The sequence below is a fragment of the Anaerobacillus sp. MEB173 genome, assembly GCF_052119505.1.
Lineage (GTDB): Bacteria > Bacillota > Bacilli > Bacillales > JBJMAU01 > JBJMAU01.
Genome location: NZ_JBJMAU010000001.1, coordinates 756702 through 773817, shown reverse-complemented (window position 1 = coordinate 773817; position 17116 = coordinate 756702). Strand labels below are relative to the sequence as shown.

Here is a 17116-nt window from a genome sequence, read left to right as displayed (position 1 = left end):
CAAAATTTTAAAATAAAAGTCAAAGTAAATCAACCTCTATTAACGATAGAGCTACTCCTGGAGGCGCTATGAAAACATTTGTCAAACCAAACGTTGTCGTTAGTAAATGCTTAGAATTTGCAGCTTGCCGATATAATGGTGATGTGATCCGCGATGATTTTATTACGATGCTGCAACCTTATGTTGAGTTTGTTCCTGTTTGCCCAGAGGTCGAAATTGGACTAGGGACACCAAGGGAAGTAATCCGAATCGTTGAAATGGACGAAAAGAAGAGATTGATTCAACCGTCAAAAGGGCAGGATGTCACAGATTCAATGGTGGAATTTGCGTCAGCCTTTGTTGATTCTCTTGAAGCGGTTGATGGGTTTATTCTAAAAAGTCGTTCGCCAAGCTGTGGGATTAAGGATGTGAAAGTGTATAACAGTATAGAGAAGGGGCCAACAATCGGAAAAAGCAGTGGATTATTTGCTGAAAAGGTACAAGAGAAATATAGTAATGCAGTAATTGAAGATGAGGGCAGGTTAAAAAACTTTCGAATCCGCGAGCATTTTTTAATTAAATTGTTTACAATAGCGGAATTTAAACAATTAAAAAGTGAACAGTCATTAAAAAAATTAATCGAATTTCATTCGAAAAACAAATATTTGTTTATGGGCTATAATCAATTACGCTTAAAAAAATTAGGGCAAATTGTCGCAAATCATGATCAAAAAGAGGCAGAAGAAATCTTTTCATTATATGAGGAGCAACTGAACAAGCTGTTTACTCGTTTACCACGATATACGTCAAATATTAATGTCAGTCAGCATATTATGGGGTATTTTTCAAATGACCTCTCGGCAAAGGAAAAAGAATATTTCTTAGAATTAATCGAGAATTATAAGGAAAAGCGTATCCCCTTAAGTACGATCGTAAGCCTTCTTAAATCATGGGCGATCCGTTTTGAGAATGAATATTTACTCAGTCAAAGCTATTTTGAACCTTATCCGGAAAAGCTGATTCAAATTAGTGATTCTGGGAAGGGAAGGGAACTGTAACTGTTTCAGGTAGACATTATAAAAAAACAGGTGAGGCGCAACTGCTCACCTGTTTTTATTAACTGCCAAATGATTTGTTTTTGTGTAGGAATTTGGGCTCTAAACCAACCATAAATTTCGTTTTTGACAGGGTAAAAATGATAAGTGCTGACCATATAAACATAAAAGTGATCAGATGAACTTTCGTAAAGGGTTCATGATAGAGAAATACACCGATAAAGAGTGTAATTGTTGGCGCTATGTATTGTAAAAAGCCAATCATCCATAATGGGATTTTCTTCGCGCCGGTTGCAAATAAAAGGAGCGGAATGGCAGTAGCGACTCCTCCACCTATTAATAATACTGATGCACTAATCGATTCAAAACCAAATGAGCTATGACCATTAAGCTGGATATAAGTAATGTAGATGGCCGCAATGGGCATGATGAGCAATGTTTCTGCAGTTAGTCCACTGATTGAACCGAGATTTGTTACCTTTTTTAATAGACCGTATATACCAAAGGTGATCGCTAAAATTAAAGATGGCCAAGGTATTGAGCCGAATTGAACCGTTAAGATAAGGACACCGATAAAAGCAAGAAAGACAGAAACCATTTGCCAAAACGAGAGCTTTTCTTTTAAAAATAGAATCCCTAATAGAACATTTACAAGCGGGTTAATATAATAACCCAAACTAGTCTCTATTATATGATCATTGTTGACTGCCCATATGTAGATAAACCAATTAATAGATATGACAATAGATGTTAATAGTAGAATCATGAGACTCTTTGGTTGAACTAGTAAGCGATGAAACTCTTGGTAGAAGGAAGAAAGTTTTCTAGTTGAAAATAAGATAATCGCTAATAATCCTAAAGACCAAATAATCCGGTGTGCAAGTACTTCCCCTGGTGGTATACTTTCCATCAGTTTCCAATAAAGAGGTAAAACTCCCCATAGGATATATGCTGATAGTGCAGAAATGATCCCATTTTTCTGTTCATTTGTATCTAAATTCATTATGTTTTTCCTCTATTCACTGTCATTATTTTAGCTAGAAATAAGTGTACGCCTATTTACATTCATTTGCAATCGGTGAATTAAAATTACCAAAATATTAACAGAAATAAAGCAGGTATTTTCACGAACTTGTGTTAAATACCAATTTGCGAAAATAAATATGTGATGTAGATTGCATTCATTCTTTTTAGTAAAGGAAGGGGAGTATAAGTAATGTCACATGTTGGATCGAAAGGTTGGTATGTTGCTAAGTTGAAAGATTTGGGGATTCGCAAGCATAAAGGCTATTATATTGAACGATTCAAAACGTTTGAACTTGCTAATTTGTATGCTGAAAAAATAAATAAAAAATAATTAGAAAAAACGTTTCATGTGGGTTGGTTGACCACATGAAACGTTCAGCTTTAGTTAAGCAATTTCTAGACGAGCGACTACTGCTACAAGGATTTGTGCTAATACTTGAATGTGTGCAGCAATTTGTGCATCTGTAGTTGTTACATTTACATTTTTTGAGTTTTCGATGATTGTTCTTTGGCGGGTGATTTGCTTTATTTTTGATGATTGAAGTAATTCTTGTGTGATTCTTTCTGCTGTTTCATTATTTGCAACAGACAGGCTAATAATGATCGAGATCACTACCTGTAATGATGCTTGTAATGATAGAGCAGCTTTTGTATCTGTGCTTGTAACAGTAACATCACAAGAGTCTTTAATGACAATCAGCTCTTCTGATAGTTGAAGTGTTTTATTTTGCTGGACGCCTTCTTGTTCGATATCTTCTTCATCAGCTTTACAGAATGGATGTGGCTCACCACTTAGTGCAGACCAGTCATTGCTTGAGTGTTGTTTTGAACTGTAATATTCTTGATTCATTTATTTTTCAACTCCTTTCGCTATTAGAATATGAAAGGAAATTGAAATTGGTTGGACAACTTACCCACTGTAATTATCTATTTATTAAGGTGATGAAAGAATTTTATCTTGCTTGGATCATTGTTAGAAACCACGCTGGCAGTCCTTGTTGTATTTTCATTTTCTACATTTTGAGTCGTGCTTTCTGTAACTGCATTTTCGTTACTAGTTGATTCTTGTGAATTGTTTTCAGTCTGTACTTTTGATTGGTTTTTTAGAAATGTATTAACATGTTCTTTGATTTCATTTACTGTAGCTTTAATTTCTTGCTTTTGTTGTTTTGATAATGGTTTTAATTTTGATTTAACATTATTTTTATCAAACACGTTTGATACGAATAAATCAATAAATGGTTCAGTATTAATTTGATTTAGATCAGTGGTTTTATTTTTTTTCTTTTTCTTTTTACTCATAAAATCCCTCCTTACGAAATGATAGTATAAGTTATGCAGGGAGGAGGGCATATGGATAGGCTAATAGCTCAAGATGTTGTTTACAGATGTGTTATTTTCCTATCAATTGTCGCTGAATTATATTTAAAAAGCCCAAAATCAATAAATTTTTGATTTTGGGCTTTTATTTGTCTTTTGTTAGTATGAATATACTTCTGTTTCATCTGCAAGAAACGTTTGATAGACTTTTGTCCGTTTGAAATCCTCCCATTCCCAAAAAATATCCCACTGATCAGCGGAATACCCCATAATACGGAAATGGTTAAAGTTATAAAACATCGGTGCAAAACCAAATTTTTTCCAAAAAGGCTCAGAGTCGTTACATGCATCCAGATAGATAAAGAAATGATTGCGATTCACAAATTCCATGACACAATTCATAATGTCTGTCCCAATTCCTGATTTTCGTAAATGTCTTGGAATGCGGAGCATTCCAATGAACATAACACGTTCATCCTCATCAATAAAAGAACCCAGTACGGCATTGTCATAGCCAAACCCTGGATCACTCATATACTCATTTATTCGTATAATAAAACGGCCTTCTTCTTCAGTGCAAATTATTGCATCTAAGTCATATTGATTAAGAAGGTCCACAATTTCAATTAAACTTTTCTGGAAATCATTTAACATGCTTCCTCTCCCTACTTCTAATTCTCTATAGTAACTACTTTATTACAATAATTTGATTTATTCAATGAATAATTGGATCGTTTGAAAAATGTTAACAAAATGTTAACAAATCACTCTTTTTCGTTATTGGTTGTCTCTTTAAATTCTTCCCTGTGATCAAATTCTTCGCTAAATTCAGTACTGACATTAGGTGTCTGAGGTGCGACAGCAGTGTCTTCGAGTTCTCCGATGAAGACAAACATTCCCATATATTTATGAAAAAACCATTCGCCAATCGCGATTGCAGCAGCTGATACAATCGCAGCGCCTATATATGGGAATGTTTGGGGTATGAAAAGAAATAGAACTAACCAAATGACAACAAAAGAAAAACCAAAATCTAATAATGTTGCATAAAGGTTGTTGGATTTTGGCAGGATTACGATGTCACCGAGTGCATAAGCAAATAGTGTTATTATGATGCTAATTGTCATTGTAATTCCAAAGGACACACCATATCCTAATGTTAATATGAAAAATAAGAGAACAGATGTCATTAAAAATTTTATCAAAAGTGCATTTAAGTGTCTCATCTGCATGATTCCTTTCACTTTAAGATAAGTATAGCTTTTTCTCTGAGAACACTTTTTATTCGAATAGTATATGGAGATGTAAAATCTACAGAAAAAAATTTGTTGAAAATAATAAAAATGAAGAAAAGGTGGATATATTAAGGAATATAAGCTAAAATACGAACATATAATAAGAAATTCATAATTTCCTGAGTATTCTAATATAATGTTAACATTAATATATAATAATAAATATTTTAGTGGCACCGTACTAATATATAGAAGTGGTAATCAAAAAATACGTAAAAGCTACTAATTTTGACAAAATATCTGAATCTTTTAAATATTGAAATAATTTATTTTTTATGGTATAACTACCATAATAGGCACTTGCTCTATTTAGACAATTACTTGAAAAAAGAGGTGATATTTTTGACTACAGGTGAATTTGCTCAATTAATGGTATTTGTTGGTGCATTTTTGTTACCGATTGTTACTATTTTAAATCTGAATCTGAAGCAGCAGGATGATGAACACCTGTAGTGAAAAAACTGCAAGTGTTTGTCCCAAAAAAAGCAAGGAACCATTAGAGTACAGTTCCTTGCTTTTCATTCGTAGTATTAATTTTTTAATTTGTAGTTTTCAAGGTATTCATCGTAAGTCATTTGTTTGTCGATGACTTTATCTTCAGTTAGCTCAATAATTCGGTTTGCGATTGTTTGAATAAATTGATGGTCATGCGATGTAAAGATCATTGCTCCTTTGAAATTAATTAAACCATTGTTAACAGATGTAATGGATTCTAAATCCAAGTGGTTAGTTGGTTCGTCAAGCAGTAAGACATTTGAGCCGCTTAGCATCATTTTTGAAAGCATGCAGCGAACTTTTTCTCCTCCAGATAGAACACTTGCCTTTTTAAGTGCTTCTTCACCTGAGAACAGCATTCTTCCCAGGAATCCTCTTAAGAAACTTTCGCTGTCATCTTGAGGTGAGAACTGACGTAACCAGTCAACAAGTGTTAAATCACAGCCTTCAAAAAATTTCGAGTTATCTTTTGGAAAATAGGATTGAGAAGTAGTTACACCCCATTTATATGTCCCGCTGTCTGGCTCTATTTCTCCCATTAGGATTTTGAAAAGTGTTGTTTTGGCAATTTCATTATCACCAATAAGTGCAATTTTATCCTCCCGGTTCATGGTGAAGCTGACATTATCAAGCAATTTAACACCGTCAATTGTTTTCGTTAATCCTTCAACCATTAAAACATCATTTCCGATTTCCCGATCAGGTGTAAAATGAACATAAGGATAGCGTCTTGATGATGGTTTAATATCGTCTAAAGAAATTTTATCCAATAATTTTTTACGAGAAGTTGCTTGTTTAGATTTTGAAGCATTTGCACTAAAGCGAGCGATAAAGGCTTGAAGCTCCTTAATTTTTTCTTCTTTCTTTTTATTTTGGTCTGAAGCCATTTTTTGAGCAAGCTGGCTTGATTCATACCAAAAGTCATAGTTTCCGACATAGATTTGAATTTTTCCGAAGTCTAAGTCAGCAATATGTGTACAAACTTTATTTAAAAAGTGACGGTCATGGGAGACAACAATGACTGTATTCTCAAAATTAATGAGGAACTCTTCAAGCCATTGAATTGCTTTAATGTCCAAATGGTTTGTCGGCTCGTCAAGTAACAGTACATCTGGCTTACCGAATAAGGCTTGTGCGAGTAACACTTTAACTTTTTCTGAACCAGTAAGTTCTGCCATTTTTTTAGTGTGCAGCTCTTCTGTAATTCCAAGTCCTTTTAGTAAGATGGCAGCTTCTGATTCCGCTTCCCAACCGTTTAATTCGGCAAACTCTCCTTCAAGTTCGGCTGCTTTAATTCCGTCTTCATCAGAGAAGTCTTCCTTCATATAAATTGCGTCTTTTTCAAGCATAATTTTGTATAGACGTTCATGTCCCATAATTACAACTTTGAGTACTTCTTCTTCCTCATATTCAAAGTGATTTTGCTTAAGTACTGCAAGGCGGTCATTCGGTTTCATATGAACGTCTCCAGTTTGTGGTTCAAGTTCACCTGAGAGTATTTTAATAAATGTTGATTTCCCTGCTCCATTTGCACCGATTAAACCGTAGCAGTTACCAGGTGTGAATTTAATATTTACATCTTCAAACAGCTTTTTGTCTGCAAAACGCAAACTTACATTACTTACAGTTATCATAGAATCCAGTTCCTCCAAGATTAAAGTCTAACGTATTATACCATTATTTACGTTAAAGAGCATCTTATAGGGAGGAAGGGATTGTTTTTATTCAAAAAAGTAGTATTCCAAAAAGTTTGACATCCCATTGTACATTACTCATTCCACTGAGGTAACAGCTTTTCTTTATACTTTGGCAGTGTTACAAAGAAGCCTAATATGATTCCGATCACCGAAAAGATAGCTGAAAGCAGAAAGGCTTGGGTAAAAGGGAGCGTTCTTGCGATGAAAGGGCCGAAAAATGCGGCTAATCCATAAGCTTGATACATAATTCCATAATTGATACCAAGGTTATTTGTTCCATAATAATCAGCAGTCAGCGAAGGATAGACAGAAAGAAAGCCACCGAAACAGAAACCAATAATTGAAACTGATAGAAGAAAAGTAAAATAGTTCATCGAACCATAAGTCATATAAAGGAGAACGAAAACGGTAATCGTGTACATGATGAGTAAAGTGTTTTTTCGCCCGAGTTTATCTGAAAATAACCCCCACAAAATTCGTCCGGCTGCATTAAAAATCGCAATCACCATTACTGCATTCCCGGCAGATTCTATTGTCAGGTTCGCCAGTTGTACACCGATATCTACAGCAAATCCAATAATCATTAACCCAGCCATTGTTCCAAATAAAAACATGGGCCATAATAAATAGAATTGGTAGGTTGACACCATTTTTTTCGGTGAAAACTGTTGTTGATCTCTAACTGTACTTGAATGAAACTGTTCATTATATCCTTGGGGAGGATTAATGAGTAATTGAGCTCCCCCAACTACGAGAAAGAAATATATCATCCCCAAATATAAAAATGTATTTGAAACCCCAAAACTTTCGATAAAATATATGATAAGCGGTTTAAATACTAATCCCCCAGCTCCAAATCCGGCAACAGCCATTCCGCTAATAAGACCTTTTTTGTCAGGGAACCATTTCACACTGGCAGCGAGTGGACAAACATAGGCTGTACCGATACCAATCCCGCCGATTACACCATAAAAAAAGTATAATTGAGTAATGGTCGTTGCTCGACTAGCAAGGATGAGACCGATTCCTAAGAACACTCCGCCAATTGTTGCAACCCATCGCGGCCCGATTCGGTCCTGTAGTTTACCGGCAAATATTGTACTAAAAGCAAAAACGGCAATGGTAATTGAAAAGGTTACAACGATATCTTCTCTATCCCAGCCAAATTCATCAGCTAATGGTTGATTAAATAAACTCCATGCATAGACAGCGCCTAGACAGATTTGCACCATGATTGCACCAAGAACGACAAACCATCGATTAAACATCTCAATACCACCTCAGAAATAGTATGCAGCGAGTAGTAAAGGAATAAAGGTGGAAATGATTGTACTGAATTACCTTTTTTAAGGTAAGATAATCATAATGGAGTTTATAGTTAAAAGTTGAAAGGGAAGTTTAGAGTTTAGAGTTTAGAGTTGGAGAAGGTAACTTCAGTGAAGGGCTTTAAAAAAGCTTCGTAGCTCTTTCTTTCAGTAACTTTCAATTTTCAACTTTAAATTGTCTTTGATGACAGGGGGATGAAGATGTTAGGTTTTTTTAAGAAGAGGAAGAAACAAGAGGTACAGAAAGTAAAAAGCAATAGTGTAATCTATATGTCAAACCATATCTCTACATATGATTTAACCTATTTACATACTGCACTGCCAAGTAACGTACATTTCTTTGTATTTAATGAAGAAGAATATCGATTAAATGAAAAATCACTGATCGGTAGAAAGGTAACCCTATTTGATACACTTTCTCCTGATAATTTAAAAAAGATGATTGCTATCATTGAAAGTGGCGAACCGGTTTTAATGTTTCCAGAAATGAGATTAACACGATATGGTTATATTATGAAAATTTATCATGAAATTGCCTTTGTAGCCTCCCGGACCGAGGCAACAGTTTATCCAGTGATCATTCATAGCTCTAAGGATAGAGGTCCTTCATTTAGTTTAACAAATATGAATTTATTTATTGAAAAAGACCCTTATGTCAAAATTGGTACGCCATTTTCATTAACGAATGAGAAGGTTAAAGGAGTAGATGATAAAGAGCTTGCTGCTTGGACAATCTATCATGAGCTGACAAAGCTTTTTCTTGAAACACGCATGAAAAAGAATGTTAACCTTTTTAATGAGTTACTCGATGTTACTAGGCATTTTGATAATAATAAAATCATGATTAAAGATCCAACAAACGAATTATCGTATAAACGGCTATTACTGGGAATACAAGTGTTAAGTTCAAAGTTGGAGACCGTTCTTCATGAGGACAAAGCAGGGGTGTTATTACCTTCATCGATTGGCCAAGCCATTGCGCTGTTTTCGCTTTTTAAAATTGGAGTCACACCTGCTGTATTAAACTTTACAATGGGTCATCAAACAATGTTGGACTGCTGTGAAACAGCGAGTGTAAAGACAGTTGTTACATCAAAAGTATTCATTGAGAAGGCAGGCTTAGATGATCTAATTGAGTTTTTAACACAAAATAAAATAACGATTCTTTATCTTGAAGAGATTAAAGAAAGCATTAGCTCGGTTGACAAAATTATGGGACTGAAAAATCATGCCAGCTCACAGCGTTCGAGTTATGCGGACAATGAGATAATTTTGTTTACTTCTGGAAGCGAGAACAAGCCAAAGGGAGTTATTCTTACTCATGACAATATCTATGCAAATATCCAGCAAGCATTAGCAGTGATGGACTTACATACAGAGGACAAAATGTTAAATCCGTTGCCGATGTTTCATAGTTTTGGCTTAACGATTGGCACCTTCTTACCTTTATTGACCGGTATTCCATTGGTTGTTCATCCATCACCAATTCAGTATAAAGAAATTCCGCAAATTATTTATCAAGAAGATATTACACTTTTACTAAGTACTCCGACGTTTTTGAATGGTTATGGGAAAAATGCTGGACCATATGATTTACATACGCTACGATATGCAATCGCGGGTGCAGAAAGTGTAAAAGAAGATATTAAAGAGCTTTTTTATAAGAAGTTTGGAATTCGTATCTTAGAAGGTTATGGTGCAACAGAAGCATCACCACTATTGTCACTTAACACTCCAATGTACACAAAAGCACAATCTGTCGGGAAGATTATTCCTGGAGTTGACTATAAAGTTGAGCAGGTTGAAGGAATTGATAAGGGTGGAAGTTTGCTTGTGAAAGGTCCTAATGTAATGAAAGGATACCTGATTCATAATAAAGGATTTATCCCATTAGAAGAGTGGTATAACACCGGTGATGTTGTTGAAGTGGATGAGTATGGTTATGTAACCATTAAGTCCCGTTTAAAACGTTTTGCCAAAGTGGGTGGTGAGATGGTGTCACTGAACCTTGTCGAGCAGATTGCTTCTGAGTGCTACAATGACATTGGATTTGCAGCAGTCAGTATTTCTGATAAACGGAAAGGTGAAAAGATTGTTCTCTTTACAAAGGTTGAGAATGTAAATAGCCGGGAGCTCAAAAAATTTATAAAAGAAAAGAAATACTCACCATTACTACTTCCTGCTGAAATTGAATATATCGACGACATTCCGTTATTAGGTAGCGGGAAGACCGACTATGTAACGATAGAGAAGATGGCGAAGGAAAAGTAGCTCTTATTATTTGTTGATGATTGTTCTCTTTTTTTCATATTATCCCTGATTTAAGCCATATTAATAGTATGACAATGAAAGGGGAAAGAAGAATGGAGTTTTTACCAAGAGAATCAGTGATCCGTGAGATGAACCGTTCTTTGCATTCAATGATTGAAAAGTATGATTTGGAAGACATCGGTGTTTTTGAGGAAGAAGGCGAAGGAAACAATTATCATTTAGGGTACACCATCCGAAAGAATGGTGAGGTGTATATGGTTCACCAGCCATATGAAAAAAATAATCAAGGTGAGTTAACACCAGTAAATCGTGAATGGGTCATTGAATCTGATGCTGGAGATACAAGAGGATACCAATCTCTTAATGAGGTTATTCAGTACATTTCAAATCATCATTCTGTTCATTAGAACAAAGAAAGGGATGTCTTAAAGTGACATCCCTTTTTAAAAGCGAAAAATATTAGACTAATTTCGTCGTCCAGTTCTCACAGTTCCATACGTCCGTGACAACATCTTGGTAAAATTCAGGTTCGTGACAAATGATGAGAACACTTCCCTTATATTCTTTCAGGGCACGCTTTAATTCATCTTTTGCATCGACATCAAGGTGGTTCGTCGGCTCGTCAAGAACTAACACATTTGTTTCATTATTAATTAACTTGCACAGACGTACTTTTGCTTTTTCTCCACCACTTAAGACTATGACTTTACTTTCGATATGCTTCGTTGTTAGGCCGCACTTTGCTAGAGCAGAGCGAACCTCATATTGACTAAGTGACGGGAATTCCTGCCATACTTCATCAATACACGTGTTATTGTTCTTTTCTTTTACCTCTTGTTCGAAATAACCGAGGTAAAGGTTGTCGCCTTTTTCAACCGATCCTGATAACGGATTGATTTCACCAAGAATACTTCGCAGTAATGTTGTTTTCCCAATTCCGTTTGCACCGACAAGGGCAATCTTCTGTCCGCGTTCCATACGTAGATTTAATGGCTTTGAAAGTGGCTCCTCATAGCCGATAACGAGTTCCGTTGTTTCAAAAATAAGCTTTCCAGGGGTTCTCGCCTCTTTAAAACGAAATTCTGGTTTTGGCTTTTCTTTTGCGAGCTCGATGACTTCCATTTTATCAAGCTTTTTCTGACGGGACATTGCCATGTTTCTTGTTGAAACACGTGCTTTATTTCTAGCTACGAAATCTTTTAGTTCAGCAATCTCCTGCTGTTGTTTTTTATAAGCCGATTCTAATTGTTGCTTTTTCATTTCATAGACACTCATAAAGTTGTCATAGTCGCCTGGGTAGCGGTTGAGCTCTTGGTTCTCCATATGGTAAATCAAGTTAATGACACTGTTTAAGAACGGAATGTCATGGGAGATTAAAATAAAAGCATTTTCATATTCTTGCAGATAACGTTTTAACCAAATAATATGCTGTTCATCTAAATAGTTTGTCGGCTCGTCTAATAATAGGATATCAGGTTTTTCAAGAAGGAGCTTTGCTAAGAGGACTTTTGTTCTTTGTCCTCCGCTAAGATCTTGAACATCTTTTTCAAGGCCGATATCTTCAAGCCCTAACCCCCGGGCAATTTCTTCCACTTTAGCATCAATAATATAGAAGTCATTGTTTGTTAGCATATCTTGAATTACACCCATGTCCTCAAGCAATTTCTCTAATTCTTCAGGGGTTGCTTCAGCCATTTTGTCACAAATTTCATTCATTTGTGTCTCGAGGTCAAACAGATATTGAAATGCCCCTTTTAAGACATCACGGATCGTCATGCCACGCTCTAGGACAGTATGCTGATCAAGGTAACCAACGCGTACGTTTTTTGCCCAATCTACTTTTCCTTCATCAGGTTCTAGTTTTCGGGTAATAATGTTCATAAACGTTGATTTTCCTTCACCATTTGCACCGATAAGGCCAATATGTTCACCTTTTAATAATCGAAAAGAAACATCATTAAAGATCGCGCGATCACCAAATCCATGACTTAAATTACGTACAGTTAAAATACTCACTATAAAACACCTCTATTATTAAATGATTAATATATGAATTTAACTTTTATTGTAAGAAACAGACTCCTTGAATTACAAAAAATAACTCTAAATTCTACATTCTAAACTCTAAACTTAAAAAAGCGCTGTTTCGATTATAAACAAATTAATCACAGTTTCATAGTGAAATGTATGAAATGATTACTGGAAATGACCTTTATTATGAAGGAGAAAAATGATAGATTAATATCAGTTGCAAAAGAAAGCGTGAACGTTATTATTTTCTAGATAAGACTATTTAAAGGAAAGAGGTGGATGTATGATTCAAACAGCTGAAAGATATTTGCAGCAGTATTTTGGCTATCCGTCTTTCCGGAAGGGTCAAGAAGAGATTATTGAAAATGTATTAGACAGAAATGATACGGTTGGTATTATGCCTACTGGCGGAGGGAAATCGATTTGTTATCAAATTCCTGCGTTAATGTTTCCTGGTATCACAATTGTCGTTTCGCCATTAATCTCCCTGATGAAGGATCAAGTGGATACGTTAATCCAGGCAGGCTACTCTGCTACTTATATTAATAGTGCTCTAACCGTAACAGAGCAGCAGAATCGACTTTATCAGCTTGGACAAAAACAGTATAAGCTTGTCTATGTCGCCCCGGAGCGATTGGAAGAAGAGTCATTTAAACGTGCGATACAGCACATTAATATATCAATGATTGCTATTGACGAAGCTCACTGTATTTCCCAATGGGGGCATGATTTTCGTCCTAGTTATATGAACATTCCACGTTTTGTTGCGAGTCTAAAGACAAAACCTATCATCTTGGCATTAACAGCTACCGCGACGCCGGCTGTAAAAGAAGATATTTGCTCATCATTTCATATTCAGGATGAAAATACGTTTATTACAGGTTTTTCACGTGAAAATTTAAGTTTCAATGTCTTAAAAGGGATAGACAAGCTTCGTTTTACTGAATCATATCTTGCCGAAAATTCTAAGCAGACTGGGATTATTTATGCCGCAACGAGAAAAGAAGTGGAACAATTATATGAATACTTTTTAAATAAAGGTGTTCAAGTCGGTAAATACCATGGAGGCTTAAGCAAAGACGAGCGTTCTCGATATCAGGATGATTTTTTAAATGATAATGTAACAGTGATTGTCGCAACAAATGCCTTTGGAATGGGAATTGATAAAAGCAATGTCCGTTATGTTATTCACTATAATATGCCAAAGAATCTAGAAGCCTATTATCAAGAGGCGGGAAGAGCAGGACGTGATGGCGAGGATAGTGAATGTTTGTTATTGTTCTCACCGCAAGATATCCGAACGCAAAAATTTCTCGTTGAGCAATCTGAAGTAACTGATGATCTGAAAAGTAAAGAATATCAAAAGCTCCAGCAAATGGTCGATTACTGCCATACTGAAATTTGTTTGCAGCAATATGTTCTTCATTATTTTGGAGATGAAACAGAAGAAAAATGTGGAAAATGCAGCAATTGTAAAAATGACGGTGAAACAGTTGAAATGACAAAAGAGTCTCAAATGGTCTTTTCATGTATTAAACGTATGAAGGAGAAATTCGGTAAGACGTTAGTAGCGCAAGTGTTAACTGGTTCATCTAACAAAAAGGTGATTCAGTTTCAATTTGATAAGTTATCAACATACGGATTACTGAAGGATTGGAGTGCAAAGGATGTCGGACAATTTATTGATTTTTTAATTGCTGAACGATATATCCAACCATCTGAGGATGCTTACCCTGTTCTTCGTCTAACGGAAAGGGCTGTTTCCGTCCTTAAAGGTGAGGAACAAGTATTTCGGAAGGAACAAATCGTGAAAAAGGTTATTCAAGAAGATAATGAAATATTCGAGGTTTTACGTGACCTTCGTAAAGAAATTGCATCCCGGGAAAATGTGCCACCATATATTATTTTTTCTGATAAGACATTAAGAGAAATGAGTGCAGTCATTCCTTTAGATACAAATGAATTAATTGAAATTAGCGGTGTTGGAAAGCAGAAGCTGGACAAGTATGGTGAAGCATTTTTAACTGCTCTTGAACCATTCAAAGAAAAGAAAACAGTATCCACTGTGAAAATTAATGCAGCAAAAGGAACAGGACAGAGGAAAGAAACAAAAAAGCCAAGTCATCATACGACTTTCGAACTTGTGAAGCAGGGAATGTCTATACATGATATAGCGAATGAACGTGAGATTACAGTAACGACGGCTATGAATCACTTGATAAAGTGTCATGAAGAAGATCTAGATATTGATTTGGAACAATTTGTAAGCCCGGAACATAAAGTACTAATTTTAGAAGTGATTGAACAAGTAGGGGCAGAGCGTCTTAAACCAATTAAAGAAGCTCTCCCTGAAGAAGTGGAGTATTATGAAATTCGGATTGTACTGCAAAGTAAATAAAATGAAGAGTTTAGAGTTATTGATTGCTTCTCAGTGAGGCTTTCACCAACTCTAAACTCTAAACTCATATGTTCTTTCTTGCATGTTCGTTTGTCGCTTTTACTGCAGCTTGGAGCATGTCTCGATAACCGTGTTCATTCAAAACTTGGAGTCCCGCTGCGGTGGAGCCTCCTGGTGATGTGACTTGCTCACGAAGTTCGTATGGAGAATATCCGGCTTCAAGCATTGCAGCAGATCCAGCTACCATATTTGTCACTAACTTGCGGGCTTGTGCTGAACTGATCCCATAAGATACTGCAGCTTCCTCAAGCGCTTCACAAAATAAATAGAGGAATGCAGGGGCGCTACCTGTAATTGCAGTTAAGTTGTGCACTTGTTCTTCGGTTAATTCCTCATATGTTCCAAATGTCTTGAGTAAGTGGATGATAATCTTACGGTGTTCATTTGTAACATTCTTCCCACATACAAACGTAGACATTGATTTTTGTACTTGAGCAGCAGTATTTGGCATGATCCAACAGACAGGTGTCCCTTCCGGTAATTGCTGTTCCATAAAAGTTGGGTCTATACCAGCTGCAACCGTGATGACTAACTGTTTATTAAGATAAGCAGATAGTTCTGTTAGCAGGCTTTCATGTGTGTCGGGTGGAGATGCTAAGATAATAATATTGACATTCTCGAGCGGAGACTTCCAGTCGGTTACTGCATTGATACCATAACGATTTTCAAGTTCCTTTAACCGGTTCGCATCTGAATGGTTAGCAACTGTGATGGATGAAATCGTTGACTGATCTTGTTGAACGATTCCGCTAATAATTGCTTCTGCCATTCTCCCTGCACCAATAAATAAAATATGATTCATTATTTCACTTCCTTTCACAATATAACGATAACAAAACTTGCTTTTTAGTGAAAGGTGATTGGAGAATTGACATGAGTGGATCTGTGTTGGGTTAAAATAGTATGGATGTACTTGAATAGATTGTGACCATTACAGATGAGGAACTCCCATTGAATTTTTCCCATTTAATGGTACAATGTAATTGTTTTCGAATCAATTTTAATAGATAGTGTGGCGGGGGTTATGAATGACAAAAGATCACGAAGATAGGAATGAATCCTCTCGATACGAGGAACCGTCTTTAGAAGATTTTCTGCTTGATGAAGAAGAGGATGAAGAAACGAAGAAACGAAAAAAGAAACGGCAAAAATTTATTAAAATAACAGCAATAGCCATCGCTTTTGGGCTTGTCTTTCAAGTTGTAGGATCATTATTTAATATGTTTAATTTGGATGCCATTGCATTTCTAAAAACATCGTATCGGTTATCGCAGCAGGAAGATATTAGCCGTTACAAAGAGGCAGTTGTGACTATTCAAGGGGAACGTTCAAAAGGTACGGGCTTCTCAATTACCGAGGATGGTCTTATCGTAACGAATGAGCATGTGATTAGAGATCAAGAACGTATTGCTGTTAATTTTCCTAATGGGGAATTATTTGAAGGAGAAGTTATTGAGTCTTATACGGATGTTGATCTTGCTTTTTTGAAGGTGTCTGGTAAGAACTTACCTACGCTGCCACTAAGCGAACATAGAGGTGCAGTAGATGAAGATATTTATGTGATTGGTAACCCATTGTCTTTTACGCAAATAGCAAATGAAGGTCATATTTTGGAAAGTAGCGGTGAGAAAGCTGTAACCATGATTTCAGCTCCTATTTACAAAGGGAACAGTGGAAGTCCGGTCATTAATAAAAAGGGCGATGTCGTTGGTGTTGTTTATGCAAAAAGAAGGGTACCAGGAGAGTCCTCTGTTGGTTTAGCAATCCCCATTGAATATGTTCATGATCGTTTGCCTGAACAATCTTATACACCACTACAGTCAAAGTAATAAGCACTTTTCTAGTTGTAGAAGAGTGCTTATTTTTTGTTGTTTTCACTTAAATAACTAGCGAACAGAGATGTAATAAGGACGGCAATTATTGTAATGATAATCGCGAAGAGAAAGCGTTCACGAATTCCCTCCCCGTAAGGAAACCATTTTGTTAATAAAGCCTGAACAGCATCATTCCATGCGAGTGCCGCCATAACTCCAACTGAAGCTGTAAATAATGTGATAATTTGTTCGATAAATTTTCGACCCATTAACGATCACCTCAATGGAGTCTATGTCATTTTTGGACAAAGTAGAAGAAGTTCACCATTATAAACTGAATGGATACTAAT

General features: G+C 35.9%; 16 protein-coding genes. 6 read left to right on the top strand and 10 right to left on the bottom strand.

The window, feature by feature from the left end; genetic code table 11:
• Positions 1 to 68: 68 nt before the first annotated feature.
• Positions 69 to 1037, top strand: coding sequence for a YbgA family protein (locus ACJ2A9_RS03830; RefSeq protein ID WP_441420272.1), 969 nt, complete (start codon positions 69 to 71; stop codon positions 1035 to 1037).
• A 58-nt stretch (positions 1038 to 1095) separates the two neighbouring features.
• Here ACJ2A9_RS03830 and rarD read toward each other — a convergent pair whose 3' ends face one another.
• The gene (rarD, locus tag ACJ2A9_RS03825) at positions 1096 to 2037 is read right to left on the bottom strand and encodes an EamA family transporter RarD (protein WP_441420271.1); all 942 of its coding nucleotides are present in this window, start codon (positions 2035 to 2037) and stop codon (positions 1096 to 1098) included.
• 213 nt (positions 2038 to 2250) lie between these two features.
• Here rarD and ACJ2A9_RS03820 point away from each other — a divergent pair, with 213 nt between their 5' ends.
• On the top strand, positions 2251 to 2391 hold the full coding sequence (locus tag ACJ2A9_RS03820) for a DUF2639 domain-containing protein (protein ID WP_441420270.1): 141 nt from the start codon (positions 2251 to 2253) through the stop codon (positions 2389 to 2391).
• A gap of 54 nt (positions 2392 to 2445) precedes the next feature.
• Here the strand turns inward: ACJ2A9_RS03820 and ACJ2A9_RS03815 are convergent, their stop codons facing one another.
• The 6 genes from ACJ2A9_RS03815 to ACJ2A9_RS03790 form a co-directional block, all read right to left on the bottom strand.
• Complete coding sequence (locus ACJ2A9_RS03815) at positions 2446 to 2910, bottom strand: spore coat protein (protein ID WP_441420269.1); 465 nt, start codon at positions 2908 to 2910, stop codon at positions 2446 to 2448.
• Between the two features lie 77 nt (positions 2911 to 2987).
• Positions 2988 to 3362, bottom strand: a complete 375-nt coding sequence (locus ACJ2A9_RS03810) for a hypothetical protein (protein ID WP_441420268.1) — start codon at positions 3360 to 3362, stop codon at positions 2988 to 2990.
• A 177-nt stretch (positions 3363 to 3539) separates the two neighbouring features.
• On the bottom strand, positions 3540 to 4034 hold the full coding sequence (locus ACJ2A9_RS03805; protein WP_441420267.1) for a GNAT family N-acetyltransferase: 495 nt from the start codon (positions 4032 to 4034) through the stop codon (positions 3540 to 3542).
• A 110-nt stretch (positions 4035 to 4144) separates the two neighbouring features.
• Positions 4145 to 4606 (bottom strand): DUF2512 family protein, encoded by a 462-nt coding sequence (locus ACJ2A9_RS03800; protein ID WP_441420266.1) that lies wholly within the window; start codon positions 4604 to 4606, stop codon positions 4145 to 4147.
• Positions 4607 to 5205: 599 nt separating this feature from the next.
• A complete protein-coding gene (locus ACJ2A9_RS03795) occupies positions 5206 to 6804 on the bottom strand; it encodes an ABC-F family ATP-binding cassette domain-containing protein (protein ID WP_441420265.1) in 1599 nt (532 codons plus the stop codon).
• A 134-nt stretch (positions 6805 to 6938) separates the two neighbouring features.
• Positions 6939 to 8135, bottom strand: a complete 1197-nt coding sequence (locus tag ACJ2A9_RS03790) for an L-lactate MFS transporter (protein WP_441420264.1) — start codon at positions 8133 to 8135, stop codon at positions 6939 to 6941.
• A gap of 258 nt (positions 8136 to 8393) precedes the next feature.
• Here ACJ2A9_RS03790 and ACJ2A9_RS03785 point away from each other — a divergent pair, with 258 nt between their 5' ends.
• Positions 8394 to 10463, top strand: a complete 2070-nt coding sequence (locus ACJ2A9_RS03785) for an AMP-binding protein (RefSeq protein ID WP_441420263.1) — start codon at positions 8394 to 8396, stop codon at positions 10461 to 10463.
• A gap of 92 nt (positions 10464 to 10555) precedes the next feature.
• A complete protein-coding gene (locus ACJ2A9_RS03780; protein ID WP_441420262.1) occupies positions 10556 to 10870 on the top strand; it encodes a DUF5634 family protein in 315 nt (104 codons plus the stop codon).
• 52 nt (positions 10871 to 10922) lie between these two features.
• Here the strand turns inward: ACJ2A9_RS03780 and ACJ2A9_RS03775 are convergent, their stop codons facing one another.
• On the bottom strand, positions 10923 to 12479 hold the full coding sequence (locus ACJ2A9_RS03775) for an ABC-F family ATP-binding cassette domain-containing protein (RefSeq protein ID WP_441420261.1): 1557 nt from the start codon (positions 12477 to 12479) through the stop codon (positions 10923 to 10925).
• A gap of 298 nt (positions 12480 to 12777) precedes the next feature.
• On the opposite strand from ACJ2A9_RS03775, the gene recQ reads away from it, so the two are divergent.
• Positions 12778 to 14892 carry a DNA helicase RecQ gene (gene recQ, locus ACJ2A9_RS03770; RefSeq protein ID WP_441420260.1) on the top strand — a complete coding sequence of 705 codons (2115 nt, stop codon included), beginning with the start codon at positions 12778 to 12780 and terminating at the stop codon, positions 14890 to 14892.
• 64 nt (positions 14893 to 14956) lie between these two features.
• On the opposite strand, the gene proC is transcribed toward recQ, so the two are convergent.
• Positions 14957 to 15754 carry a pyrroline-5-carboxylate reductase gene (gene proC / locus ACJ2A9_RS03765; protein ID WP_441420259.1) on the bottom strand — a complete coding sequence of 266 codons (798 nt, stop codon included), beginning with the start codon at positions 15752 to 15754 and terminating at the stop codon, positions 14957 to 14959.
• Positions 15755 to 15980: 226 nt separating this feature from the next.
• On the opposite strand from proC, the gene ACJ2A9_RS03760 reads away from it, so the two are divergent.
• Positions 15981 to 16781 carry a S1C family serine protease gene (locus tag ACJ2A9_RS03760; protein ID WP_441420258.1) on the top strand — a complete coding sequence of 267 codons (801 nt, stop codon included), beginning with the start codon at positions 15981 to 15983 and terminating at the stop codon, positions 16779 to 16781.
• A gap of 29 nt (positions 16782 to 16810) precedes the next feature.
• On the opposite strand, the gene ACJ2A9_RS03755 is transcribed toward ACJ2A9_RS03760, so the two are convergent.
• Positions 16811 to 17035, bottom strand: a complete 225-nt coding sequence (locus ACJ2A9_RS03755) for a DUF5654 family protein (protein WP_441420257.1) — start codon at positions 17033 to 17035, stop codon at positions 16811 to 16813.
• Between the last annotated feature and the right edge of the window lie 81 nt (positions 17036 to 17116).